At 72.4% G+C, this 23,983-nt stretch carries 20 protein-coding genes and 1 pseudogene; 15 read left to right on the top strand and 6 right to left on the bottom strand.

Annotation, left to right across the window (positions count from 1 at the left end):
• Window position 1 precedes the first annotated feature (1 nt).
• The 3 genes from AC07FJ_RS24835 (at window position 2) to AC07FJ_RS24825 (ending at window position 2,565) form a co-directional block, all read left to right on the top strand.
• Entirely contained in the window at window positions 2-1,285 is a 1,284-nt protein-coding gene (locus tag AC07FJ_RS24835) for a glycosyltransferase family 4 protein (RefSeq protein WP_479051487.1), read from the top strand.
• Window positions 1,282-2,076, top strand: coding sequence for a hypothetical protein (locus AC07FJ_RS24830; protein WP_479051486.1), 795 nt, complete (start codon window positions 1,282-1,284; stop codon window positions 2,074-2,076). The genes AC07FJ_RS24835 and AC07FJ_RS24830 overlap by 4 nt, the downstream gene beginning before the upstream one ends.
• Window positions 2,077-2,349: 273 nt before the next feature.
• A complete protein-coding gene (locus tag AC07FJ_RS24825; RefSeq protein WP_361421817.1) occupies window positions 2,350-2,565 on the top strand; it encodes an I78 family peptidase inhibitor in 216 nt (71 codons plus the stop codon).
• Between the two features lie 73 nt (window positions 2,566-2,638).
• On the opposite strand, the gene AC07FJ_RS24820 is transcribed toward AC07FJ_RS24825, so the two are convergent.
• Window positions 2,639-3,718, bottom strand: a complete 1,080-nt coding sequence (locus AC07FJ_RS24820) for a phosphatase PAP2 family protein (protein WP_479051485.1) — start codon at window positions 3,716-3,718, stop codon at window positions 2,639-2,641.
• A gap of 411 nt (window positions 3,719-4,129) precedes the next feature.
• On the opposite strand from AC07FJ_RS24820, the gene AC07FJ_RS24815 reads away from it, so the two are divergent.
• Together AC07FJ_RS24815 and AC07FJ_RS24810 are read left to right on the top strand one after the other, a co-directional pair.
• The gene (locus AC07FJ_RS24815) at window positions 4,130-5,842 is read left to right on the top strand and encodes an MFS transporter (RefSeq protein WP_479051484.1); all 1,713 of its coding nucleotides are present in this window, start codon (window positions 4,130-4,132) and stop codon (window positions 5,840-5,842) included.
• Between the two features lie 113 nt (window positions 5,843-5,955).
• Window positions 5,956-7,146 (top strand): acyl-CoA dehydrogenase family protein, encoded by a 1,191-nt coding sequence (locus AC07FJ_RS24810; protein WP_479051483.1) that lies wholly within the window; start codon window positions 5,956-5,958, stop codon window positions 7,144-7,146.
• Window positions 7,147-7,158: 12 nt separating this feature from the next.
• On the opposite strand, the gene AC07FJ_RS24805 is transcribed toward AC07FJ_RS24810, so the two are convergent.
• Entirely contained in the window at window positions 7,159-7,593 is a 435-nt protein-coding gene (locus AC07FJ_RS24805) for a cell division protein SepF (RefSeq protein WP_479051482.1), read from the bottom strand.
• Window positions 7,594-7,889: 296 nt separating this feature from the next.
• On the opposite strand from AC07FJ_RS24805, the gene AC07FJ_RS24800 reads away from it, so the two are divergent.
• The 4 genes and pseudogenes from AC07FJ_RS24800 to AC07FJ_RS24785 all read left to right on the top strand — a co-directional run bounded on the left by AC07FJ_RS24800 (window position 7,890) and on the right by AC07FJ_RS24785 (window position 11,407).
• Window positions 7,890-9,194 (top strand): DUF5685 family protein, encoded by a 1,305-nt coding sequence (locus AC07FJ_RS24800; protein WP_479051481.1) that lies wholly within the window; start codon window positions 7,890-7,892, stop codon window positions 9,192-9,194.
• Window positions 9,195-9,330: 136 nt separating this feature from the next.
• Window positions 9,331-9,713 (top strand): annotated as a pseudogene (locus AC07FJ_RS24795) (DUF1684 domain-containing protein); the annotation flags it as partial.
• A gap of 173 nt (window positions 9,714-9,886) precedes the next feature.
• Window positions 9,887-10,789 carry a S1 family peptidase gene (locus AC07FJ_RS24790; RefSeq protein ID WP_479051480.1) on the top strand — a complete coding sequence of 301 codons (903 nt, stop codon included), beginning with the start codon at window positions 9,887-9,889 and terminating at the stop codon, window positions 10,787-10,789.
• A 138-nt stretch (window positions 10,790-10,927) separates the two neighbouring features.
• Window positions 10,928-11,407: a hypothetical protein gene (locus AC07FJ_RS24785; RefSeq protein WP_468289264.1), complete on the top strand. Its 480-nt coding sequence runs from the start codon at window positions 10,928-10,930 to the stop codon at window positions 11,405-11,407.
• Window positions 11,408-11,416: 9 nt separating this feature from the next.
• On the opposite strand, the gene AC07FJ_RS24780 is transcribed toward AC07FJ_RS24785, so the two are convergent.
• The gene (locus AC07FJ_RS24780) at window positions 11,417-12,316 is read right to left on the bottom strand and encodes a DUF4231 domain-containing protein (protein ID WP_479051479.1); all 900 of its coding nucleotides are present in this window, start codon (window positions 12,314-12,316) and stop codon (window positions 11,417-11,419) included.
• Between the two features lie 249 nt (window positions 12,317-12,565).
• Between AC07FJ_RS24780 and fxsA the strand changes: the two genes are divergently transcribed.
• From fxsA to fxsT, 4 genes are all read left to right on the top strand, one after another.
• Window positions 12,566-12,712, top strand: a complete 147-nt coding sequence (fxsA, locus tag AC07FJ_RS24775) for an FxSxx-COOH cyclophane-containing RiPP peptide (protein ID WP_479051478.1) — start codon at window positions 12,566-12,568, stop codon at window positions 12,710-12,712.
• Window positions 12,713-12,753: 41 nt separating this feature from the next.
• A complete protein-coding gene (fxsBH, locus tag AC07FJ_RS24770) occupies window positions 12,754-14,961 on the top strand; it encodes a radical SAM/SPASM protein FxsBH, inactivated beta-hydroxylase extension form (protein WP_479051477.1) in 2,208 nt (735 codons plus the stop codon).
• Between the two features lie 121 nt (window positions 14,962-15,082).
• Window positions 15,083-16,414, top strand: coding sequence for an FxsC protein (gene fsxC / locus AC07FJ_RS24765; RefSeq protein WP_479051476.1), 1,332 nt, complete (start codon window positions 15,083-15,085; stop codon window positions 16,412-16,414).
• Window positions 16,398-20,342, top strand: a complete 3,945-nt coding sequence (fxsT, locus tag AC07FJ_RS24760; RefSeq protein ID WP_479051475.1) for an FxSxx-COOH system tetratricopeptide repeat protein — start codon at window positions 16,398-16,400, stop codon at window positions 20,340-20,342. The genes fsxC and fxsT overlap by 17 nt, the downstream gene beginning before the upstream one ends.
• 115 nt (window positions 20,343-20,457) lie before the next feature.
• On the opposite strand, the gene AC07FJ_RS24755 is transcribed toward fxsT, so the two are convergent.
• From AC07FJ_RS24755 to AC07FJ_RS24745, 3 genes are read right to left on the bottom strand one after another with little or no spacing between them, the layout of a single operon-like run.
• The gene (locus AC07FJ_RS24755) at window positions 20,458-21,252 is read right to left on the bottom strand and encodes a WbqC family protein (protein WP_479051474.1); all 795 of its coding nucleotides are present in this window, start codon (window positions 21,250-21,252) and stop codon (window positions 20,458-20,460) included.
• Window positions 21,194-21,862, bottom strand: coding sequence for a YdcF family protein (locus tag AC07FJ_RS24750; RefSeq protein WP_479051473.1), 669 nt, complete (start codon window positions 21,860-21,862; stop codon window positions 21,194-21,196). The genes AC07FJ_RS24755 and AC07FJ_RS24750 overlap by 59 nt, the downstream gene beginning before the upstream one ends.
• Window positions 21,859-22,980 (bottom strand): helix-turn-helix domain-containing protein, encoded by a 1,122-nt coding sequence (locus AC07FJ_RS24745; RefSeq protein WP_479051472.1) that lies wholly within the window; start codon window positions 22,978-22,980, stop codon window positions 21,859-21,861. The genes AC07FJ_RS24750 and AC07FJ_RS24745 overlap by 4 nt, the downstream gene beginning before the upstream one ends.
• A 154-nt stretch (window positions 22,981-23,134) precedes the next feature.
• On the opposite strand from AC07FJ_RS24745, the gene AC07FJ_RS24740 reads away from it, so the two are divergent.
• Together AC07FJ_RS24740 and AC07FJ_RS24735 are read left to right on the top strand one after the other, a co-directional pair.
• On the top strand, window positions 23,135-23,560 hold the full coding sequence (locus AC07FJ_RS24740) for a hypothetical protein (RefSeq protein WP_479051471.1): 426 nt from the start codon (window positions 23,135-23,137) through the stop codon (window positions 23,558-23,560).
• 8 nt (window positions 23,561-23,568) lie between these two features.
• Window positions 23,569-23,970: an ATP-binding protein gene (locus AC07FJ_RS24735; protein ID WP_479051470.1), complete on the top strand. Its 402-nt coding sequence runs from the start codon at window positions 23,569-23,571 to the stop codon at window positions 23,968-23,970.
• The last annotated feature ends 13 nt before the right edge of the window (window positions 23,971-23,983 follow it).

Here is a 23,983-nt window from a genome sequence, read left to right as displayed (position 1 = left end):
GATGCACATCTCATTCCTGCTCCACAACGCGTACGGGATCGGCGGCACGATCCGCACGACGTTCAACCTCGCCGCGGCCCTGGCCGAGCGGCACGACGTCGAGATCGTGTCCGTCTTCCGCCACCGCGAGGAGCCGACGCTGGACGCCCCCGCCGGCGTGACCATGAAGCACCTGGTCGACCTGCGCAAGAAGAGCCCCACGTACGACGGCGACCACCCCGACTACCGGCGGCCCGCCACGGTCTTCCCGCGCGGCGACGGCCGCTGGAAGCAGTACAGCCGCCTCACCGACGCCCGCATCGGCGCCCATCTGAGGAGCCTGGAGGCCGACGTCGTCGTCGGTACCCGCCCGGGCCTCAACGTGCACATCGCCCGCCAGGCCCGCCGCGGCCCCGTCCGCGTCGGCCAGGAGCACCTCACCCTCGACAGCCACGGCTACCGGCTGCGCCGCGAGATCGGCCACCGCTACGCCCTGCTCGACGCCGTCACCACCGTCACCGAGGCCGACGCCCGCTCCTACCGCGCCAAGCTGAAGCTGCCCGGCGTACGCATCGACGCCGTCCCCAACAGCGTCCCGGCGCCGTCCGTCGAACCCTCCGACACCACCGCCAAGTGGGTCGTCGCCGCCGGCCGCCTCACCCGGGTCAAGCGGTACGACGTGCTGATCGAGGCGTTCGCCAAGGTGGCCGCCGCCCGCCCCGACTGGCGGCTGCGGATCTACGGCTCCGGCGACGCGACCGGCAACGAGAAGAACGCGCTGCGCGCCCTCATCGAGGAGCGCGGCCTGCACAACCACGTCTACCTGATGGGCCCGGCGAACCCGCTGGAGCCCGAGTGGGTCAAGGGCTCCATCGCGGCCGTCACCTCCCGCCTCGAAGCCTTCGGCATGACGATCGTCGAGGCCATGCGCTGCGGCCTGCCGGTGGTCTCCACCGACTGCCCGCACGGCCCCGGCGAGATCATCGAGGACGGCGTCGACGGACGGCTCGTGCCCGTCGGGGACGTGGACGCCATCGCGGGCGCGCTGCTCGCCCTGATCCAGGACGACGAGCTGCGCCGCCGCACCGGTGAGGCCGCGCTGGCGGCCTCCCGGCGCTTCGACCCGGCCGCCATCGCCGAGCGCCACGAGGCGATCTTCGCCGAGCTGGTCGCCCGGGGCGCCAACGGCCGCTCCCGCAGCCGGGTGCGCGACCTGCTGCACCGCACCCGCGGCGCGGTCCTCGACGCCGCGTTCACCGTGCGCTACAAGGCCGCCGACGTGCTCCGGAAGGGGAAGCCCGCATGACCGACACCACGACCCCGGCCCCCGCGCCCGGCGAGCCGCCGCGCGCGGACTGCGTCGCGGACGCCGCCGGCGGCATCACCTTCGACATCGCGGTCGTCGACACCGCCGAGCCGGTCCTCCTCCTGCGCCGGCGCGGGCGCGGCGGCGGCCCGGCCGAGGAGGCCCGGCTGCCGCTCACCCCGGCGAGCGCGGGCCGTCTGCGGGCCGTGCTGCCCAGCACCATGGGGCTCGCCGAGGGCCGCTGGGACGTGTACCTGGGCGAGCGGCCGGTGGAGCCCGGCATCCGGGACCTGCGCGCGCTCGTCGACCGCGTCCCCGACGAGGAGGGCCCGGTCGAGGTCCGCATCCCGTACCCGACGGCCGACGGGTGCCTCGCCGTGCGGAGCTGGGTGCGCGGCCCGCACGCCGAGGCCGGCGACCTCTCCTTCGGCGAGGCCGCCTGCACGGTCGAGGGCACGCTGTACGGGGCCGACCTCGGCCCCGGCGCGGTCGCCGAGGCGCGGCTGGGGGAGCGGGTGCACCGGGTGCCGGCCGCCGGCGAGAAGGGCGCCTTCGCCTTCACCCTGCCCTACGCGCCCCTCGCCGTGGAGCCCCCGGCCGAGGGGCAGCTGCTGTGGGAGCTGTGGCTGCGTCCCGACGCGGACGCCGAGGCGGTGCGCGTCTCGCGGATCCTCGACGACGTCTGGGACCGCAAGAACGTCTTCGTCTACCCCGCGCACCGGGGCGAGGGCTACCGGGCGGCGCCCTGCTACACGACCGACAACACCCTGTGCGTGCGCGTGTCGGCGTGACGCGCGAAGGCGCCCATTTCCCTGCCACGGCGATTTCCGGGTGATATGCCGAAAGGTAAATCGGGGGCTTCGGGAATTCGGCTGCGCGGCCTGGTGAGGCGGTGTGCGTCATCCGGAACAATCCGGCAGGAACGGCATCCCGGGGGGTGAAGAATTCCCCCCAAACATGTGTCGTGGTTCTGTGACAGAAGCGTGACCGGTGGGGGACATGTGTCTGGTGGGGCCGGGCGGCCCCGCTTCCGTCACTGTGCGGCGCCGCCTACGGTGAAGGGCATGGCACCGATTCCGACCCCTCCCGCACAGCCCGACGACACCCCCGAGTCCTACGTGGGCCTCGACGAGCGCGACGCCGAGCAGGTGGCCCGCTCCCGTGGCTGGACGACGGTCCGCTCGCTGCCGCCCGGCGCGATCATCACCATGGAGTTCCTCGCGGGCCGGATCAACTTCGAGGTGGACGACCACACGGTCACCCGCTGCTGGGTGGGCTGACGCCCCGTCCGCGCGTACGCGAAGGCCCCGGCCGCATCAGCGGCCGGGGCCTTCGCCGTACACGTCACACGGGTCAGCCGCCCGTCAGCCGCCCGTCGTGCGGCCGCGCGTGCGGCGGCCTGCGGCTGCCGGCCGGCGTGACCGGCGTCCGCTCCGAGCGCACCACCGCGTGCGGCCGCGGCTGGGCCAGCGTGGCCCGGACGCTCGCCGCACGGCCGCCTGCCGAGGCCCCCGCCGAAGGGCCCGCGCCCGCACCCACCGGCTCCGGTCCCGCGCCCGCGCCGACGGGCTCCGGCTCCGCGACCGGCTCCTCGTCGACCGGTGCGGCCACCGTGCCCGCGCCCGCGCGCTGCGGGAACATCGCGGGCCGCGGCCCGCCCGCCGCCACCGGCACCGACGGCACCCGGCGCCGCCGGGCCCGCAGGGACGCGCGCAGCCGGTCGCGCGCCCCGAGGATCAGCGCCTCGGCGCGGGCGATCAGCGGCTCGCACCACGGCAGCGCCAGCAGGATCAGCAGACCGGCGGCCCAGCCCAGCAGCACATCGCTCAGCCAGTGCGTACCGAGGTAGACGGTGGTCAGGCCGACACCGAGGGCGACCACGGCCGACAGCGCCGACAGATGGCGCCGGGCCCGCGGCGTGGTGGCCAGGTAGGAGAGGATTCCCCAGGTCACGACCGCGTTGGCGGTGTGTCCGGAAGGGAATATATCGCCGCCCGCGAACAGCTCGGCCGAGCCGATCTGCGTCGCGTAATGGGGCCCGAGCCTGCCCAGACCGATCTTGACCGCGCCGACCGTGACGTTCAGCAGCAGCAGCGCGGCGCCCAGCACCAGCAGCGGCCGCAGCGTGTGCTGGCGCCAGGAGCGCCAGCCCAGCCAGGCCGCCACCATCACCGCGGTCGGGCCGCGCTGGCCGAGCACCACGAAGTAGTCGAGCGTCGCGTGCACCTCCGGCCACTGCTGATACGGCCGGAACAGCATGACCTTCCAGTCGAGGGTCACGAGCCACGACGAGACGAGCACGGCCACCACGATCGCGAGATAGAACGCCGCCGTCCCGCCGAAGAGGGCGAGACGGGTGCGGCTCATCCGCGGGATCTCAATCTTCGGCGGTTCCGGCTCCCGGTCCAGCCGGGCGAAGATGTCGGTACGCACCCAATCGACGTTACAGCGAGTGAGGGGCCGTTCAGGCCGATCCGGTCTCTTCGTGATGACGATGTGATGTGGAGTGTGTCTCAGCCACCTGCTTATTCCATGCTTATCCATAAAGCGTGCAGGTCGTGTGTCGTATTTACGCCCGAGGCCCCCGCGGGAACGTCGATCGGCGGGTGCGGAAAATCGCGCGGAGTACGGTCGCCCGGAATTCACCCCGGCGCGCCGCGCGCCCCGAGTGGCGTACGCCACACGCCCGCGCGCGCCCCGGTGAGAGGTGGACCACGCGCCACCCGCCCCGACTCGCGTACGCTGACGGCTCACTCGCCCGTCGATGCCGGGCCGTCCGGGGGCGTCCCTCCCCCCGGCCAGTGCCCACCGAGCGCGAGGGATTCATCTGTGGGAGGTACGTACATGCTCGGGACGACCACGGCCTCGGCACGGCTCCGTGCCGCCGGCGGCGGTGCCAACCGCTGGGTCGTCCTGTTCGTCCTCTGCGTCAGCCTGCTGCTCGTCGCGCTCGACGCGACCGTGCTGCACGTCGCCGTGCCCGCCGTCACCGAGGACCTGCGCCCCAGCTCCACCGCTCTGCTGTGGATGGTGGACGCCTATCCGCTGGTGTGCGCCTCGCTGCTGATCCTCTTCGGCACGCTCGGTGACCGGCTCGGGCGGCGCAGGGTCCTGCTGGCCGGTTACGGACTGTTCGGCGTGGCCTCGGCGGTCGCGGCGTTCGCCGAGACACCGAACGTGCTGATCGCCGCGCGCGCCCTGCTGGGCATCGGCGGCGCCATGATCATGCCGGCGACGCTGTCGATCCTCCGCGCGGTCTTCCCCGACCGGCGCGAGCGCGCCACCGCGATCGGCGTCTGGACCGCCGTCGCCGCCGTGGGCGCGGCGACCGGTCCGGTGCTCGGCGGCTTCCTGCTGGAGCACTTCTGGTGGGGCTCGGTCTTCCTGATCAACATCCCGCTGATGGCGGTGATCCTGCCCGCCGGCCGCTGGCTCCTGCCCGAGTCCAAGGGCAGCGGCGACGGCCCCTGGGACGTCCTCGGCGCGCTCATGGCAGCGGCCGGCGTCATGGGCGTGGTCCTCGGCGTCAAGCGGCTCGGCGCCGGTGACGACTCGCCGCTGAGCCCGGGGACGGTCGGGCCGCTGCTCGTGGGCGCCGCGCTGCTGGTGCTGTTCGTACGGCGGCAGAGGCGCCGGCCGCACCCGTTGATCGACATGCGGATGTTCTCGCGCGCCGCCTTCACCACGTCCGTCGGCTGCATCGTGCTGGCCATGCTCGCGCTGGTCGGCCTGGAGCTGATCGCCGTCCAGTACCTCCAGCTGGTGCTGGAGCTCAGCCCCGTCGAGACCGGGCTGCGGCTGCTGCCGCTCACCTTCGCCGCGATGGCCGCCGGGGCCACCGGCTCGTACACGCTGCGCCGCGTCGGCCCGCGCCGGATGGTCGGCTGGGGCTTCGTCCTCACGGCCGGCGCCGTGCTGCTGCTGGTGCTCATGGGGCACCAGGACCGCCCGCTGCTGCTCACGGCCGGCTTCGTGCTGCTCGGCTTCGGCCTGCAGACCACGCTCTTCGGCGCGTACGAGTCGATGCTCAGCGAGGCGCCGGCGCACAGCGCGGGCGGCGCGGCGGCCATCGGCGAGACCTCCTACCAGCTCGGCGCCGGCATGGGCATCGCGCTCCTCGGCAGCGTCATGAACGCCGCGTACGCGCCCGGCCTGGCGCGGGTGCCGGGCGTGCCCGAGGCCGCCGGCGCCGCGGCGGCCAACTCGCTGGGCGAGGCGTACCAGGTGGCCGCCCAGCTCGGCGGCGCGGCGGGCGAGGCCCTGCGCACCGCCGCCCGGCACTCCTTCGTGCACGGCCTGCACGTCACGCTCGTCGTCAGCGCGGGGCTGCTGCTCGCGGGCGCCGCGATGGCGCTGCGCCTGCCGCGCGTCATGGAGTCGCAGGCGGACCTCGACGCCCGCCTCGGCGGTGCGCCCGAGCCCGCGCCCGAGCCGGAGGGCCGCCCGGACACCGTGCCCGGCGCCCGCCCGGCGCCGTCGCAGGAGCGCGAGCTGCTGCACGTGCCCGCGCGGCGCGAGCCCGCGGAGCCGGCCAGGTCCGGGCGTACGGCACACTGAGCCCGCGCCGGGGCGGCCGGGGCTGGACGCCGCCGCACACCGCGTCGTAACGTCGGCGCCGAGCCGTACCTAACGGCGTTAGTTTTAGTGGCCGGCCCTCCGGAGGTCCCGTCGTGTCCGCACCCGCGAAGCTCCCGCCCTTCGACCCCAGCGACCCCCTCGGCATCGACGACCTCCTCGAACCCGAGGACCTCGCCATCCGCGACACCGTCCGCGGCTGGGCCGCCGACCGGGTGCTGCCGCACATCGCGGAGTGGTACGAGAAGGGCGAGCTGCCCGGCATCCGCGAGCTGGCCCGCGAGCTCGGCTCCCTCGGCGCGCTCGGCATGTCGCTGGAGGGGTACGGCTGCGCGGGCGCGAGCGCCGTCCAGTACGGACTGGCCTGCCTGGAGCTGGAGGCCGCCGACTCCGGCATCCGCTCCCTGGTCTCGGTCCAGGGCTCCCTCGCCATGTACGCCATCCACCGCTTCGGTTCCGAGGAGCAGAAGCAGCGCTGGCTGCCGTCGATGGCGGCGGGCGAGACGATCGGCTGCTTCGGCCTGACCGAGCCCGACCACGGCTCCGATCCGGCCGCGATGCGGACGTACGCCAAGAAGGACGGCGGCGACTGGGTCCTCAACGGCCGCAAGATGTGGATCACCAACGGCTCGGTCGCCGGGGTCGCCGTCGTCTGGGCGCAGACCGACGACGGCATCCGCGGCTTCGCCGTCCCGACGGACACCCCCGGCTTCTCGGCGCCGGAGATCACCCACAAGTGGTCGCTGCGCGCGAGCGTCACCAGCGAGCTGGTCATGGACGACGTACGGCTCCCGGCCGACGCGGTGCTGCCGGGCGTCACCGGGCTGAAGGGGCCGCTCAGCTGTCTGAGCCACGCCCGTTACGGCATCGTGTGGGGCGCCATGGGCGCCGCGCGCTCGTCGTTCGAGGCGGCGCTGGAGTACGCGAAGACCCGCGAGCAGTTCGGCAAGCCCATCGGCGGCTTCCAGCTCACCCAGGCCAAACTCGCCGACATGGCCGTGGAGCTCCACAAGGGGGTCCTGCTCGCCCACCACCTCGGGCGCCGGCTGGACGCCGGGAAGCTCCGCCCCGAGCAGGTCAGCTTCGGCAAGCTGAACAACGTACGGGAGGCGATCGAGATCTGCCGCACCTCGCGCACCATCCTGGGCGCCAACGGGATCTCGCTCGAATACCCCGTCATGCGGCACGCCACCAACCTGGAATCGGTGCTCACCTACGAGGGCACCGTGGAGATGCACCAGCTGGTGCTGGGCAAGGCGCTCACCGGGCTCGACGCCTTCCGGTAAGCGGGCCTCGCCCTAGCTCTGGTTGAAGAAGCCGTCCTCGGTGCGCGACCCGGCCTCGCCGTTGACGATCTCCGTGTTCGCGGGCGTCAGCAGGAAGACCCGGGTCGCCACGCGCTCGATCGAGCCGCGCAGCCCGAAGGTCAGGCCGGCCGCGAAGTCGACCACGCGCTTGGCGTCGGCGGGCTCCATGGCGGTGAGGTTCATGATGACCGGCACGCCGTCCCGGAAGAGCTCGCCGATCGCCCGGGCGTCCCGGAAGCCGTCCGGGGAGACCGTGGCGATGCGGCGGCCCTCCTCCTGCGCGGTCTCGGAGGCGACCCGCACCCGCGGGTCGGTCACCCAGGCGTCGCCGCCGCGGTCGCTCCCGGCGTACTCGTCGTCGTAGTAACGCTCGTCGTTGTCCTCGACGAGACCGAGCCATGCACTCGCCTTGCGCACCGATCCCATGGACGCCTCCTTTCGTCGCGGTCACTTGTGGTTCCGCTATCCCTATCGTCGACCATCATGCGGATCGCGCGCCAAGTGGATAGTCGCCGCGCAGGCGATTCGTGACGGTACTGGTGCAGAGGATGTGGCGATTCGTCAAGATTCTGCGGGCATACGGCCCCTGAAGGAGGGCTTCCGCAACTCATATATGACATTCGGGCCGGATGGGTGAGCGAGCGGACGTACGGGTGAACGGATCAGGCCGATACGATGCCCGCCGCACAGTCGCACAACACACGGGGGAGCGGGAAAAGCACGTGTTCGGAATCGTCAGGCCCTGCACGCACAGACTCACCGACGGGCTCAAGACGGAGTGGATGGCCCATCTCTGCGGCCTCTGCCTGGCCCTGAGGGCGGATCACGGGCAGGTCGCCCGGGTCGCCACCAACTACGACGGCCTCATCATCTCCGTCCTGACGGAGGCTCAGGCCGAGCGCGACCCTGCCGCACGCCGCACCGCAGGGCCCTGCCCGCTGCGCGCGATGCGCACCGCCCCGGTCGCGCGGGGCGAGGGCGCGCGGCTGGCCGCCGCCGTCTCGCTGGTGCTCGCCTCGGCGAAGGTACGGGACCATGTCGCCGACCGGGACGGGCTGCTGGCCCGCCGCCCGATGGCCGCCGCCGCGCGGCGCGTCGCCCGGGGCTGGGACCGGGCCGGCGCGAGGGCCGGCCGCGCGCTCGGCTTCGACACGGCGGTCCTGGTCGACGCGGTGGACCGGCAGACCGGCATCGAGGCGCTGGCCGGCCCCGGTACGCCGCTGCTCGCGATCACCGAGCCCACGGAGACCGCCACCGCCGCGGCCTTCGCGCACACCGCCGTCCTCGCGGGCAGGCCGTCGAACGCCGAGCCGCTGGCCGAGGCGGGCCGGCTCTTCGGACGCCTCGCGCACCTCCTCGACGCCGTCGAGGACCGCGAGGCCGACGCCGCCTCCGGCGCCTGGAACCCCCTCACCGCCACCGGCACGCCGCTCGCCGAGGCACGGCGCCTCGCGGACGACGCGCTGCACGGGATCCGGCTGGCCCTGCGGGACGCGGAGTTCGCGGACGACAAGCTGCTGCACGTGCTGCTCGCCCACGAGCTGCGCCGGTCGGTGGACCGGGCGTTCGGGACGGCGACCTGCTCGCACCAGGGGCACGGCGCGCCCAACCCGTACGGCCAGCCCAACCCGTACGGCGCGCCCAACCCGTACGGCGGGCAGCCCGGCGGCCCCTACCAGCCCGGTCCGCACCAGCCTGGTCCGCACCAGGGCGGGCCCTACCAGGGCGGGCCGCACCAGGGTGGCGGCCAGGGACCGTACGGCGGCGGGTACCCCGGTGGCCCCGGCAGCGGCATGCCGCCCGGCTTCGGCGGCGGGCCCGGCGGCGCGGAGCCCTCCCGGCCCAAGCCGCCCCGCGGCTTCCTGGCCGGGTGCGCGGCCTTCACCTGGCTCTTCTGCACCTGCCAGATCTGCTGCGCCAAGGAGTACGAGGGTCCCTGGTCGCGCAAGAAGCGCGAGGGGTGCTGCCGCGACTGCGACTGCAACGTCGGAAGCTGCGACTGCTGCTGCCCCTGCGACGGCTGCTGACGACCCCTCTGGAGCGCGCCGACCACCCGGAAGGTCGAATTCCGGCCGTCCCGGGTGCGGGGCGGGACGCAGGCGACCACGTCCCGCTGACCGCCACCGCCGTCGGCGGCCTCACCGTCGACGGGCCCCGCCCCCGTTCCAGGGCGTCGAGGCCACGCCGTACGACCCGTGCTGGGTCGTACGGCGACCCTTCCGTCCGTACGGAGAGGAGCGCGGCGTCCGCCTCCGCCGGCCCTGGCCGGGGGGCTCGCTTTCGTGCTCGGCGGCGCCACGCACACGCTGCGGGCGGCGGCTCGCTGGGGGCGGTCTTCGCCGACGCCACCCGTGGCCGGGACTCGTACCGCTTCCGCTTCCCGCAGCCGCCCACCCCCGGGCCGGACGGCAGCGTTCCGGTCGACTTCAACCGTGCGCCGCCACCGCCGTGCGCCTTCGCCGAGCACTTCATCCGCCCTTCCGCCGCCCGGCAACACCCTTTCCGTCCCGGTCCGCGCGGGCGAGCGGAACGTCCTGCCGCACTGATCGGGACGGCCGAAAGACACCCTTGCGCGCGGTAGTTGATCCCGCGAATACTCCCGGAGCAGCGCTTGTCAGGGGCACGACGTGTTCGCAATCCGAACGCGTAGGAAACCCTGGCTGCGCCTCACGGGCCCGACACCCCACGGCGGGCCCCCGATTCCCTCGGAGGAACGTAAGTGAGGATCAAGCGCACCACCCCCCGCGACGGCATAGCCAGACGCACCCGTCTGCTCGCCGTCTCCGTCGGTCTGGTCTCCGCCGCCGCCCTCGCGGTCCCCGCCGCGAACGCGGACTCTCCCCGGACCTACAGCGCGTCCGACCTGTCCGCCGCAGGCTCCGCCGTGCTGGAAGCCGACGTACCGGGCACCGCCTGGCACGTCGACAGCAAGACCAACACCCTGGTCGTGACCGCCGACTCGACCGTCTCCCAGGACGAGATCGCGAAGATCAAGCGCGAAGCCGGCGCCAACGCCGGTGCCCTGCGCATCGAGCGCACCCCGGGCAAGTTCACCAAGCTCATCTCCGGCGGCGACGCCATCTACTCCAGCAACTCGCGCTGCTCCCTCGGGTTCAACGTCCGCGACAGCGCGGGCGCGTACTACTTCCTCACCGCCGGGCACTGCACCGACGGCGTGGGCACCTGGTACGCCAACTCCGGCCGCACCACGGTGCTCGGGTCCACGTCCGGGTCCAGCTTCCCGAACAACGACTACGGGATCGTCCGCTACACCAACAGCTCCATCACCAAGTCCGGCACCGTCGGCAGCGTGGACATCACCAGCGCCGCCAACGCCACCGTCGGCATGTCCGTCACGCGCCGCGGGTCCACCACCGGCACCCACAGCGGCTCCGTCACCGGCCTGAACGCCACGGTCAACTACGGCGGCGGCGACGTGGTCTACGGCATGATCCGGACGAACGTGTGCGCCGAGCCCGGCGACAGCGGCGGCCCGCTCTACTCCGGCAGCCGCGCCATCGGCCTCACCTCCGGCGGCAGCGGCAACTGCTCCTCCGGCGGGACGACCTTCTTCCAGCCGGTCACCGAGGCGCTGAGCGCGTACGGGGTCAGCGTCTACTGACCCGTAGACCGAACCACCCTTCCGTGTGAGCTCGGTGAGTCCCCCGGCCGGAATCCGGCCGGGGGACTCGACGCACTGCCCGCGGTCGTCCACATTCGAGGGGATGTGAGAACGGTCGGGCACAGGGAGCGGGGGCGGATGAAGCGCATCGGAGTGACCGGCCACAGGGACATCCCCGACGAGCTCCACGCCCATGTCCGTGCCGCGATGCGGGCCGCGTTCCTGGGGCACGACGGCGCCCTGGAGGCGCTCTCCAGCCTCGCCACCGGGGCGGACCAGCTCTTCGCCGACATCGCGCTGGCCTGCGGGGCCGAGCTGGTCGCCGTCATCCCCAGCGGGGACTACGAGGACGGCTTCGCGGACGACGCCGAACTGGCCCGCTACCGGGGCCTGAGGAAGCGCGCCACGCGGGAGGTCCGGATGGCGTTCCCGCACTCCACCGACGAGGCGTACTACGCGGCCGGCACGTACATCGCCGACCACTGCGACCGGCTGCTCGCGGTCTGGGACGGCCGCCCGGCGCGCGGCCTGGGCGGTACGGGGGACATCGTGCGCTACGCCCGCGAGCTGGGGAAACCGGTGACGGTCATCTGGCGCGCGGGCGTCGAGCGCCCCTGAGGGCCCGGCCTACCTGCGGTGCTGCACCAGCCAGTCCGTGTGCTGCGGCGAGACGATGCGCTCGGTCTCGTACACCGCCGCCGGCCACCTGTCCTCGCCGACCGTCGTCTCCATCGCGGTGTGGATGGCCGCGAGGTCCTCCTCCACCAGCGAGTGCGCGGCGATGAGCGGCTGGTGGCGGCGGATCTCGCTCCACGCGACACCGGCGGCCGCCGTGGCGGACAGCAGGCCCGCGAGCACGGCCGACCCGCCGGCCGAGAAGGTCTGGAAAAGCCCGAGGAGGAAGGCGACGAGGGTGAGCACGGCGGTGCTCGCCCGCCACAGGGCCGTGGCCCGCCGGGAGACCTCCGTCCGCCGGTGGTACCAGTTGCGCTGCTCGATCAGCCGGTCCCGTACGTACGTCTCCTTGCGCACCCGGAAGGGTTTGTCGCGCAGCATCCGCATGGCCGGGGTGATGAGTTCGGCTCCGGGGTCGTGCCCCTGCTCCCGGGGGTCCAGCCAGCCGACCTTGCGCAGCTCGGCGAGCCCCTCCTCCAGGCGCAGGAGGAACTCCCCCTCCGGGTCGCGGGAGTCGGCGTCGAAGGGCGCGCCGTGGACCGCGTACCTCCAGCACATCGACTTGATGAACTCGGCGGCGGACCGGTTCAGTTGCCAATGCGACTTCGCGCGGCGCCTGGAGGCGCGGTAGCCGGCCAGGAGTACGCCGGCGTACGCCAACGCGCTGAGCGCGCCCGCCAGTTGGAAGGTGTCTCCGATCCGCCAGCCGCCGGGCATCGCCGCCAGGCAGGCGCCGAGCACCAGCAGGAGCAGCTGCATCCGGGTGTCCCTCACCGCCTCGCGCTGCCGGGCGATGGCCGTCTCGTCCGCCCGGTGGAACAGCGCCGGCAGATCCTCGTTCCGGAAGACCATGCTCTGCAGTGGACCCTGATACCCGGTCATACGCACCCCCGTCTGCGGTTTTGTGTCACTCTTTCGGTGGAATGGATCGTTCCGGGGAGGTCGGGGAATACTGGCGCAACGCATTTCCTTCATGTGTTCGCGCTGATTTGCCGTGGGTGGCCACGAGAGTAAAGTCGTGCCGCCGACACTGCAACGGTGCGGTTCCCCTCAGATCGCCACATATGCCCAAGGACGGCCGCCGTGAGCTTTCAGACCTCTATGACATTCGCTGTCGCGAAGAAGAATCGTGTTCCGCTCGCCGAGATCGACGTCCGGGCGGCGGAAGCGGCCAAGAAGATCAACCGGGTGCTGCCCGCCATCGGTGACCGTACCGGACGCGGGGCGACGTTCAACTCCGCGCTCTGAAGCGGCCGAAAACAGCCCTGAAGTAGCTCTAAACTGGCGGAATGACCGGACCGCTGGTCCCTTTCCGTGAGATCGTTCTGAAAGTGCACAGCAGGTGCGATCTCGCATGCGACCACTGCTATGTGTACGAACACGCTGATCAGAGCTGGCGTACCCGCCCTAAGGCGATCTCTGACGAGGCGATTTCCTGGACAGCTCTGCGACTGGCCGAGCATGCGAAGGAACATGCCCTGCCCTCCGTGACAGTGATCCTGCACGGAGGGGAGCCGCTGCTGGCGGGGCCGGCCCGGCTGCGGCGCGTCTGCGAGGAACTGACCCGGACGCTCGGCCCGCACACCGCGCTCGACCTGCGCATCCACACCAACGGCCTCCAGCTCGGCCCCCGCTACCTCGACCTCTTCGCCGAGTACGGCGTCCGCGTGGGCATCTCCCTCGACGGCGACAAGGCCGCCAACGACCGCCACCGTCGCTTCGCCGACGGCCGCTCCAGCCACCCCCTCGTCCTCAAGGCCGTCGGCCTGCTGCGCCAGGAGCGCTACCGCCACCTCGACCTCGGGCTGCTCTGCACCATCGACGTGGCCAACGACCCCGTCGCCGTCTACGACGCGCTGGCCGCGCTCGAACCGCCGCGCATCGACTTCCTGCTGCCGCACGCCACCTGGCAGAACCCGCCGCCCCGCCCGGACGGCTCTCCCACCGCGTACGCCGACTGGATCCTCACCGCCTTCGACCGGTGGGACCGGCAGGGCAGGCCCGTGCCCGTGCGGCTCTTCGAGTCGGTGCTCTCCACCCTCGGCGGCGGCCCCAGCCTCACCGAATCGCTCGGCCTCGCCCCCACCGACCTCGTCGTGGTGGAGACCGACGGCACCCTCGAACAGGTCGACTCCCTCAAGAGCGCCTACGACGGCGCCGCCGCCACCGGCTTCGACGTCTACCGGCACTCCTTCGACGAGGTCGCCGCCCACCCCGGCGTGCGTGTCCGCCAGCTCGGGCTCGCCGGGGTGAGCGCCACCTGCCGCGACTGCCCCGTGGTCCGCTCCTGCGGCGGCGGGCTCTACACCCACCGCTACCGCGCGGACGGCACCGGCTTCGCCAACCCCTCCGTCTACTGCGCCGACCTCGAGGCCCTGGTGCGCGGCATCGAGGACCGCACGGCGGCGCGTACGGCGTCCCCCGCCGTGACCGACCCGGCCGCCCTCGCCGCCGAACAGCACGACCTGACCCGCGTCCTCCTCGCCGAGCTGCACAGCCGCCTCGACGGGCGCGGCGGCGAGCCGTGGGCCGAGGCCTGGGAGCTCGCCACCACCGTCGAGCGGCGCTCCGACGGCCTCGACGAGGTGCTGGCCCACCCCTACACCCGCACCTGGCTCCTCGACTGCCTCGACGCCCTCCACGAGGACCGCCCCACCGCGCCCGCCCTCGCCCGGCAGCTGCCGCGGTACGTCGCCGCCGCGGCCGTACGCGGCCGGGTCGACGCCCCGGTCCGCGTCCCGCACCCGGGCGGCCCGCTGCACCTGCCCACGCTCGGCGTGCTCACCGTGCCCGCCGCCGGCACCGCGGAGGTGCGGGCGACCGGGGACGGCTTCGTTGTGCGGGCCGGCGGGGCCGAGCAGCGCGTCGAACGGCTCGGCGAGGAGGGCCCCCGCTGGCTCCCCGTGCGGCGCCACCAGGCCGACGGCCGCGCGCTCGACGACCTCGACCCGTACCGCGACCGCTTCGCCGCCCCCGCCACCGGGCGGCTCACCGCCGCCGACGCCGCCGACTGGAGCGCGCGTCTGGAGGCAGCCTGGGGGCTGCTGCGGGACGCCGTACCCGGCCAGGCCGCCGAGGCCGCCGCCCGGCTGACCACCCTGACCCCGCTCACCGGGACCGCGCCCCGCGTGGGCCGGCACGGCTACGGCGCGCTCGGCCTGCCGCTGCGGGGCGGCCCCGGCGAGCTGGCCCGGGCGCTGCTGCGCGGCTTCCGGCGCGCCACGCTGCGGGCGCTGCTCGACGTGACGGACCTCTACGCCCTGGACGGCGCCTGGAGCCACCCCGCGCCCTGGCAGGAGGCGCCGGTCCCGGTCTCCGCGCTGCTCGCCGGGGCGTACGAACGCACCGGTCTCGCGGCGTACGAACCCGGCCACCCGGTCCACGCCGCGCACGCCGAGCGGGCCCTGGACCGGCTCGAAGGCGCCGCCGAGCTCACCGTCAGCGGCAAAGCGCTGGTGGCCGCCCTACGGGAAGAGCTGCGCCGTGGCCGCGGATGACTGAAAAGCGGCGTTGATTGACTGAACGTCGTGGGGGCGGAGCGAACCTGCTCCGGAATGATTGATTCGCTCGTATCCTTCCCATCCTTGATGCGAGTGGTTCACACAGGACGGGGGTCGCGTGACGTCACCGCAACGGCGAGGGGCGGATCATCGGCCGTACTTTTTTCTGAGTTACGCCCACACGCCGAGGTACGGAGCCGGAGGCCCCGATCCCGACATGTGGGTGGAACGGCTGTTCCGCGATTTGTGCGGCCATGTAATGGCCATGACCGATCTGCCGGCCGGAGCCGAAGCCGGATTCATGGACCGGGAGATACGCTCCGGCGAAGGCTGGTCGGAACGGCTGGGCGAGGTCCTGGCCAACTGCCGGGTCTTCGTCCCGCTCTTCTCGCCGCGCTATTTCGCCAGCGAGATGTGCGGCAAGGAATGGTTCGCCTTCGCCCAGCGCGCCATCTACCACCAGGCGAAACACAACAGACCCGCCGACGCCATCGTCCCCGCCCTCTGGGTCCCCGTCCCCCCGGAACAACTCCCCGGCCCCGCCGAACGGCTCCAGTTCAACCACCGCGCCTTCGGCGACCGCTATGTCACCGACGGACTGTACGGCCTGATCAAACTCCGTATATTCGCCGAGGAGTACGAGCGGGCCGTCTACGAACTGGCCAAGCGCATCGTCTCCGTCGCCGACTCCACCGCCATCGGCCCCGGCCGGCCCGTCGACTACCGCCTCGCCCCCAGCGCCTTCGGCCAGCCCGGCGGCGGCCCTCGCCCCATCCAGGTCACCGTCGCCGCCCCCACCCGCCACGACCTCCCCGAGGGCCGCGCTCCCGAGTACTACGGCGACCTGCCGCAGGACTGGAACCCGTACCACCCCGAATCCTCCCGGCCCCTCGCCTACGTCGCCCAGGACCTGGTCCGCGCGCTCAACTACCAGGCCACGGTCGCCTCCTTCGACCACGACACCGGGCCGCTGGACGCCAAGCAGCCCCCCACCCGGCCCGAGATCCTCCTCGTCGACCGCTGGGCCCTCCAGGACGAGGAACGCCGCGAGCGGCTCGCCGCCTTCGACGCCGAGCACCGGCCCTGGGTCAGCGTCGTCGTCCCCCGCAACCACCTGGACTACCAGAGCCGCGCCGCCGACACCGAGCTCACCGGGAAGCTCGAAGCGACCATGCCCGTCAAGATGGGCCAGGGCCGCGCCGCCAGCCGCGCCGCCGCCCGCGGCGTACCGAGCATGGAGGCCTTCGGCCAGATCCTGCCCCAGGTCGTCGAGGCGGCCGCCCAGCAGTACCTGCGGCACGCCGCCGTCTACCCGCCCGCCGGCGGCCGCCACACCGAGCGCCCGCGGCTGCGCGGCCCCATGGCCGCCGAGTACGCCACCACGCACTTCACCCCCGAGACGCACGAGATCGCGCCCGATGCGGAGGACTTGGATGACCGCCAGTCGTGACGGACGCCGTGACGGACGCATCGTCACCTTCTACTCGTACAAGGGTGGTACGGGACGGACGATGGCCCTGGCCAACACGGCCTGGATCCTCGCCGCGAACGGCAAGCGGGTCCTGGCCGTCGACTGGGACCTGGAGGCACCCGGGCTGCACCGCTTCTTCCACCCCTTCCTCGATCCGTCCACGCTCGGCGCCACCACCGGTGTCATCGACCTGATCACCGAGTACGCCTGGGCCGCCACCAGCCCCGTCCAGCGGCCCGACGACTGGCACCGCGACTACGCGCGCATCCAGCCGCACGCCGTCTCCCTCACCCCCGAGGCGCTCGGCTGGCAGTTCCCCGACGGCGGCACCCTCGACTTCGTCTCCGCCGGCCGGCAGAACCGCGAGTACTCCGCCACCGTCTCCACCTTCGACTGGGACAACTTCTACGACCGCCTCGGCGGCGGGCACTTCTTCGACGCCCTGCGCGACGACATGAAGGCCACCTACGACTACGTCCTCATCGACAGCCGCACCGGCCTCTCCGACATCGCCGACATCTGCACCGTCCACCTCCCGGACGCCCTGGTCGACTGCTTCACCCTCAGCGACCAGTCCATGGACGGCGCCGCCGCCGTCGCCCGGCAGATAGACGAGCGGTACGGCGGCCGCGGCATCCGGATATTCCCCGTGCCCATGCGCATCGACGAGGGCGAGAAGGAGAAGGCCGACGCCGGCCGCGCCCTGGCCCGGCTGAAGTTCGACGGCTTCCCGAGCGGACTCACCGGCGAGGAGCTCGCCTCCTACTGGGGCGCCGTCGAGATCCCGTACCGGCCGTACTACGCGTACGAGGAGACCCTCGCCACCTTCGGCGACGACGCCGGCATCGCCAACTCGCTGCTCTCCGCCTTCGAGCGGCTCACCGCCGTCATCACCGACGGCGAGGTCACCGCCATGCCGTCCGTCAACGACGAGGTGCGGCTGCGGATCCGCGACGCCTTCACCCGCCGCCGTCCCGCCCAGCCCGCCGACCTGTTCCTGTCGTACGTCGCCGAGAACCGGATGTGGGCCGACTGGATCGAGTCCGTCCTCACCCGGGCCGGCTTCCGCGTCGTACCCCGCGACGTCTCCGCCGACCCCGCCGTCTCCGGCAGCGACCCCCTGGAGGCCGCCGAGAGCGCCGCCCGCACGGTGGTCCTGCTCTCCAGCGCCTACCTGAAGTCCTCCCGCGCCGTGCAGGTCTGGGAGCGGGCCGCCGCCGAGGACCCGGGCGGCGGGCGGCGGCAGCTGCTGCCGCTGCGCGTCGGCGACGTCCGGCTCAGCGCCCCGTACATCGACCGCAACCCCGTGGACCTGTACCGGCTCGACGAGGTGGGCGCCACCGCCGCGCTGCTGCGCGCCCTGGACCGGCCCGTCAAACTCAACGAGGGCGTGCCGCCCGGGCCGCGGTTCCCCGGCACCGTGCCGAAGATCTGGAACGCGCCGCCCCGCAACCCCGGCTTCACCGGCCGGTCGATGGTGCTGGAGCGGATGCGCGACCAGCTCGGCGGCGGCCTCGCCGTCGTCCTGCCGCAGCCGCAGACCCTGTACGGGCTCGGCGGCGTCGGCAAGACGCAGGTGGCACTGGAGTACGTGCACCGCTTCATGGCCGACTACGACCTGGTGTGGTGGGTCTCCGCCGAGCAGACGGACGACGTCATCGCCTCGCTGGCCGAGCTCGCCGTACGGCTCGGCGCGCAGGTCGGCGAGGACATGGCCTCCGCGTCCCAAGAGGCCATCGACCTGCTGCGGCGCGGGGTGCCCACCAACCGCTGGCTGCTGGTCTTCGACAACGCCGACGACCCCGACGCGCTGAAGCGCTTCTTCCCCACCGGCGGCCACATCCTGGTGACCTCCCGGAACCAGACCTGGTCGCAGTACGGGGACGCGCTGCCCGTCGACGTGTTCCTGCGCGAGGAGTCCATCGAGCACCTCCAGCGCCGTGCCAAGGGGCTGACCGCCGAGGACGCCGACAAGGTGGCGACCGCCGTCGGCGACCTGCCGCTGGCCGTCGAGCAGGCCGCCGCCTGGATCGCCGAGACCGCCACGCCCGTCTCCGCCTACCTGGAGCAGCTGGAACAGGCCGCCGCCAGCACGCTCGCCCTCAACCAGCCGGCCGGCTACCCCGAGCCGGTCGCGGCCACCTGGAACGTCTCCATCGCACGGCTCCAGGAGCGCTCACCGGCCGCCGTGCGGCTGCTGCAGCTGTGCGCCTTCTTCGCGCCCGAGCCGATCCACGCCAACCTGCTGTACAGCAAGCAGATGATCGAGGCGCTCAAGCCGTACGACGCGTCGCTCCAGGAGAAGCTGGTGCTGGGGCGGGTGATCCGGGAGATCGGACGCTTCGCCCTCGCCAAGGTCGACCAGGTCTCCAACTCCATCCAGGTGCACCGGCTGGTGCAGGCCGTCATCCGCTCCCAGCTGACGGAGGAGGAGCAGAAGGAGGCCCGGCACGCCGTCCACCGCATCCTCGCCGGGGCGCGGCCCGACGACGACGAACCGATCGACAACCCCGAGACCTGGCCCCGGTTCGCCACCATCTGGCCCCACCTCGGCCCGTCGGAGGCGCGCCTGTGCCGGGACCCCGAGACGCGGCGGCTCCTCATCGACCGCGTGCGCTACCTGTGGAAGCGCGGCGACTGGCAGACCGCGTGGTCGCTCGGCACCGAGCTGCGCGACGCCTGGCGCGAGATGCTGGGCAACGACGACCTCCAGTACCTGTACCTGCGCTTCCACCTGTCGAACATCCTGCGCTCGCAGGGGCGTTACGTGGAGGCCCGGGAGCTCGACGAGGTCACGCTGGAGCGGCAGCGGGAGGTCCTCGGGCCCTCGCACCCGCACACGTACATGACGACCAGCGGCCTCGCCATGGACCTCGGCACGCTGGGCGAGTACGGCAGGGCCATGGAGCTGGCGACCGAGGCGCACGAGGGCTTCAGCCAGATCTTCCACGAGGCCCACCCGAGGACGCTGGCCGCCGCCAACAACCTGGCGCTCAACCTGCGCATGGTCGGGCAGTACGCCCGGGCCCGGGAGATCGACCAGGAGGTCTTCGACCGCCGCACCGAGGTCCTCGGTCCCGAGCACCCGTACACCCTGTCGTCCGCCACCTCACTCGCCCGTGACCTGCGGGAGGTCGGGCGGTACGAGGACTCGGTGACGCTGCTGAGCCGGACGTACGAGATCTACAAGGACACCCTCGGACGGGCCTTCCCCGGCACGCTCGCCGCCGCCAAGTCGCTCGCCGTCTCCCTGCGGCGGGCCGGCCGCCTGGAGGACGCGCGGCGGCTCACCACCGCCACGCGCAACCGGTACCGCGCCAAGTACACCTCGGCCAACCCCGACTCCCTCGCCTGCGACCTCAACCTGGCGGCGGACCTGTACGCGGCCGGGGAGCCGGTGGCGGCGCGGGACCTCGCACAGGAGGTCGTGGACCAGTACATGAAGGTGCCGGGGGAGCGGCACCCGTACACCCTCGCCGCTCTCAACAACCTCGGCATCTACCAGTGGGGCTGCGGGATGCCCGACACCGCCGAGCAGACCCTCCGGGCCACGTTGCGGGTGCTGGTCGAGGTGCTCGGCGACCGCCACCCGCACGTGCTGTTCTGCACGGTGAACCTCGCCAACGCCAAGGCCGACCTCGGCGAGCTGGAGGAGGCGCTGCGCATCGAGCGGCGCACGGTGGGCCTGCTCCGCGAGGTGCTCGGCGGCCACCACCCGGAGGTGCTGGCCGTCGCCTCCAACATGTCCGTCACGCTCGGCGCGCTGGGCCGCAAGGACGAGGCGGCCCACCTGCGCGCCGAGACCGCGGAGGAACTGTCGCGCCAGCTCGGCGAGGACCACGCCCTCACGCGCCTGGCCCGCGACGAGCGCCGCGTCCACCGGGACCTGGAGCCGCTGGCGGTGTGAGGCGGGTCCTCCGCTCCGAGGAAGGGTGACCAGTCGGCGCGAGTCCGGAAGCCGTCGAAGGAGGTGCCGCAGCGCCGACCGGTCCCGGTCTCGCCACAGGGCCGGCAGAGCTTGCTCAGGCTGCCGCCTGCAGACGGCGGTGGTCGGTGGCGAGAGCCCCGAGGCAGGCGGCCACGGCCTCCGGACCGAGTGCTGCCAGGGCCCACAGGGCACTGACGTGGTGGCCGGAGGACCAGATGCCGGTGGTCGGTGGCCGGAACGGGGCAACGGCGATGTTCTGGGCGGTGAACGGCTCGGGGTCGAGATAGGTCATGCCGCCGGTCCCGCACAGATACGTCCGGGCGCCGGTTGCGGCGGCCAGATCGGCGAGCCGGAGTGACCGCCCCGGCCGCGCGGTCAGGCGGCTGCTCGTGAGGATCTGGCCCTGCCAGCCCATCAGGTCCAGCAGGACGCGGGTCGACGTCTGGGCGACGGCCGCGATCCGGCCGGTGGTGAAGGCATCCAGCACGGGGTCCAGGGCCTTCGCCAGGGCGGCCCAGTGGGGGCTGCTGCCGTAGTGCTGGCGCAGCGTCCCGGCGGTCCTGCGGCGGGCCAGAACCGGGTTGTCGATCAACGCGTCCCGGATGAGGGTGGACCGTCCACCGGGGAGGTGGGTGGGGATGGTGAGCCACTGCCGGCGGGTTGGGTCGTCGAGGTCGGCGAGGCGCGTTCGGTGCTGGTGGTCGCGGCGGGTGAACTGTACGTCGTCCAGGACGATCCAGTAGTCCGCCGCGAACAGCTTGGCCAGCGTCGTCAGTCGCGGAAACACATTGGGCTGGTGGATGGAGCAAAGCCCGCCTGGTTCGGGCAGCTCACGAGGTGATGAGACGGCTGGTGAAGCCGTCGCGGATGAGGGATTCGTACGCTGCATGCACGTCCTCCGGAACCGTCTGCTCGATGGCGAACCCGAGCTTCGGATACTCGATGACCCGCTGGAGGTCGCCGACGAGCATGTCCAGGACGAGTTTCTCGTCGCCGATGGACTTCAGGTAGTCGTCGAACTTCAGCGGCTCCGACGCACAGAGGATCTCGACGTCGGGCCACAGCTTGCGGGCGGTCGCGAACGACCGCCTTTCCATATAGGGCTTGGAGACCAGCAGCACCGTGGTCGGGTGGATGCCGGCGGCGGCGAGGACCTCGCGGGCCAGGGTGATGTTCTGCCCGGTGTTGGATGCGATCGGCTCCAACAGGATCGCCTCGGCGGGTACGCCGAGGTCGATGGCGTGCTCGCGGAAGTGGACGGCCTCCCCACGCGGGAAGCGGGCCTTGGTGGTGGGGCTGTTGCCGCCGGTGAACACCAGGGTGGGGAAGAGCCCGGCACGATACAGCTCGGCGGAGTAGGCGGCGACGCCGAGATCGTGGCTGCCCAACCCAATCGCCACGTCGACGGGCCGCAGCTCGTGCCGCATCTGGTGGTAGTCCCAGATCAGGTTGGCCTGGCACCACTGGTCCTCCGTGATGCCCTGCTGGTCGTTGCTCACGCGTCTCTCCCTGGTCGCCGTCGCCGGGGCCCGGTCGGCCCTTCGCTCATGGCCTTGATGCCCTCGATACTGCGCAGTTGGTGGACAAGTCCGTACTGCGAGGCCACCTTGGCGGCCTGGTCGAGGATGAGGTGTCCATCATCCCGGGTCGCGGTGTCGGAGAGCAGGATGTGGCCATGAGCGGTGTCCAGTCGCACGCGTTGCATCGGTGAGTCCGTGGTCCCGCTGCTGCGGGCGATGTCGATGAAGTGCAGGGCCTGAGTAAGGTCGCCGGCGCCACGTCGGGCGAGGGCGAGTTTCTGGTGGGCCACCGACCAGTCGTCCGGTTCGGTGAGGTCTTCGAAGTCGCGGGTCGCCGCCTGCATGACGCGGGTCGCGTAGTCGTGCCGGCCGTCCTTGCTCAGCGCGGTCCCGACCCACAGCCTCGCGCGGGCCCGGTCGCGGCGGGAGAGCCGGTCGTCGACGGCGAGGGTCTCGTAGTTGCGGGCGGCGATCTCCAGTTTGCCGGACATCTCGGTGACCACGGCCAGGGAGAGGTCGAGCTGGGCGACGCGGCGGGGGATGTCGAGCCGGGCGAAGACCGCGCGGGCACCTGCATAGGAGTGCTGGGCGGACAGCGGGCCGAGGACGACGCCTTGGTCGCGCTTGAGGTCGCCGAGCAGGGCGGTTGAGCGGGCGAGGAGATACAGGCCTTTTTCGTCCAGCTCGGGAGCCCTGAACCGGCCGAGCCACCGGGTGAGGAGGCTGTCGGCGAAGGCGAAGTTCTGTCGGGACAGGGCGACCACGACGCGGTCGAGGTCGTCGGCCCAGGACTCGTACTCCCAGGCTCTGGGCCCGGATGCGGTGACGCGGCGTCGGCCGGCGTTCTGTACCGGGCTGGTCATCTCGGACAGGAGCGTTTCGAACCGCAGGTGGACGGAGGCATCCGCGCGGCTGAGAGCGATGTCGAGGATGGCCTGGGTGTCGGGTCTCGGCTCGGTGCCGGCGAGCTTGGCCTCCCACTTGGACACGGTCGCAACCGCCACACCGAGCTGCTGAGCGAAGGCCCGCACGCTCAGTCGCAGGGCGAGACGCAGGGCCTTGGCCTCCAGGCCGGTCCAATGGTGCACGGTCGCCACGCGTCACTCCCTTCCACCGATCATCGAAGCAGATCCGTGTAGTCGGCAGGACGGAAGTGGAACGCAAGTAGAACGGCTGGCCATTGGCCGCGAGTTGGCCGGGCGCCACGCTTAAGGCGTCACCACTTGTCGAACCTTCTGGACGGTTCTGAGCATGGAACCCCTCACTGAGCATCACCGGGTCAGCGGCCCGGTCGTCTACGGCTTTCTGCGGCTGGTGCGGGCCTCCCAAGCGCGGCAGGACGCGCTGGTCGCCTCGCTCGCCGAGTTCTGCCGCAGCCACGAACTGCAGCTGTCCGGCGTCTTCACCGACCGCGACGCGTCCGCTGGCCCGGCTTCGGCGGCCTTCACCGGGTTGCTGGACGTGCTCGTGCTGCCGGATGTCTATGGCGTGATCACCCCGGCCGTGTCGCACCTGGGACCGAAGGCCATAGCCGCTGAACGCGGGCGGCGGGTCGCGGCGGCCGGGGCGCGGCTTCTGTTGGTCCGCAAGCCCACAGCCCACCACTCCGTCTCCCGTAGCGGCCCCGTCCGGCGCCGCTACCCCGGCAGCGCTCGCCCCCTGGACGCCGAGTCATGAGGACCGTGATGACCAAGACGATTCAGTGGTTCTTCGAGGCCAGCCCCGAGTCAGTCGGCCAGGCGCGGTCCTTCGTCTCCGGGGTTCTGGCCGACTGGGGCCTGCCGGACCGCGCCGACGACATCCGGCTCTGCGTCTCCGAGCTCGTCACCAACGCGCTCATCCACGGCACCGCACCCGGACACGGCTTCCTTGTCAAGCTCGACGCGGACGAGGAAGTCGTACGCATGGAAGTGCACGACAGCCACCGCCAGCACCCCGGAGCCCGCCGGGCCGCCAGCACGGACACCTCCGGACGCGGACTGGCCCTGGTGAACGCGCTCGCCGATGACTGGGGAGTTCAGGACCGCGTCCCCTTCGGGAAGGTCGTCTGGTCCTGCTTCAAGGCCGTGGGAGGGACGACAGCATGAGCGTCCCCTCCCC

The sequence above is a fragment of the Streptomyces sp. NPDC045998 genome, assembly GCF_056430285.1.
Note: the sequence above shows the minus strand (reverse complement) of the source record. Positions and strands in the feature narration are given on the sequence as shown.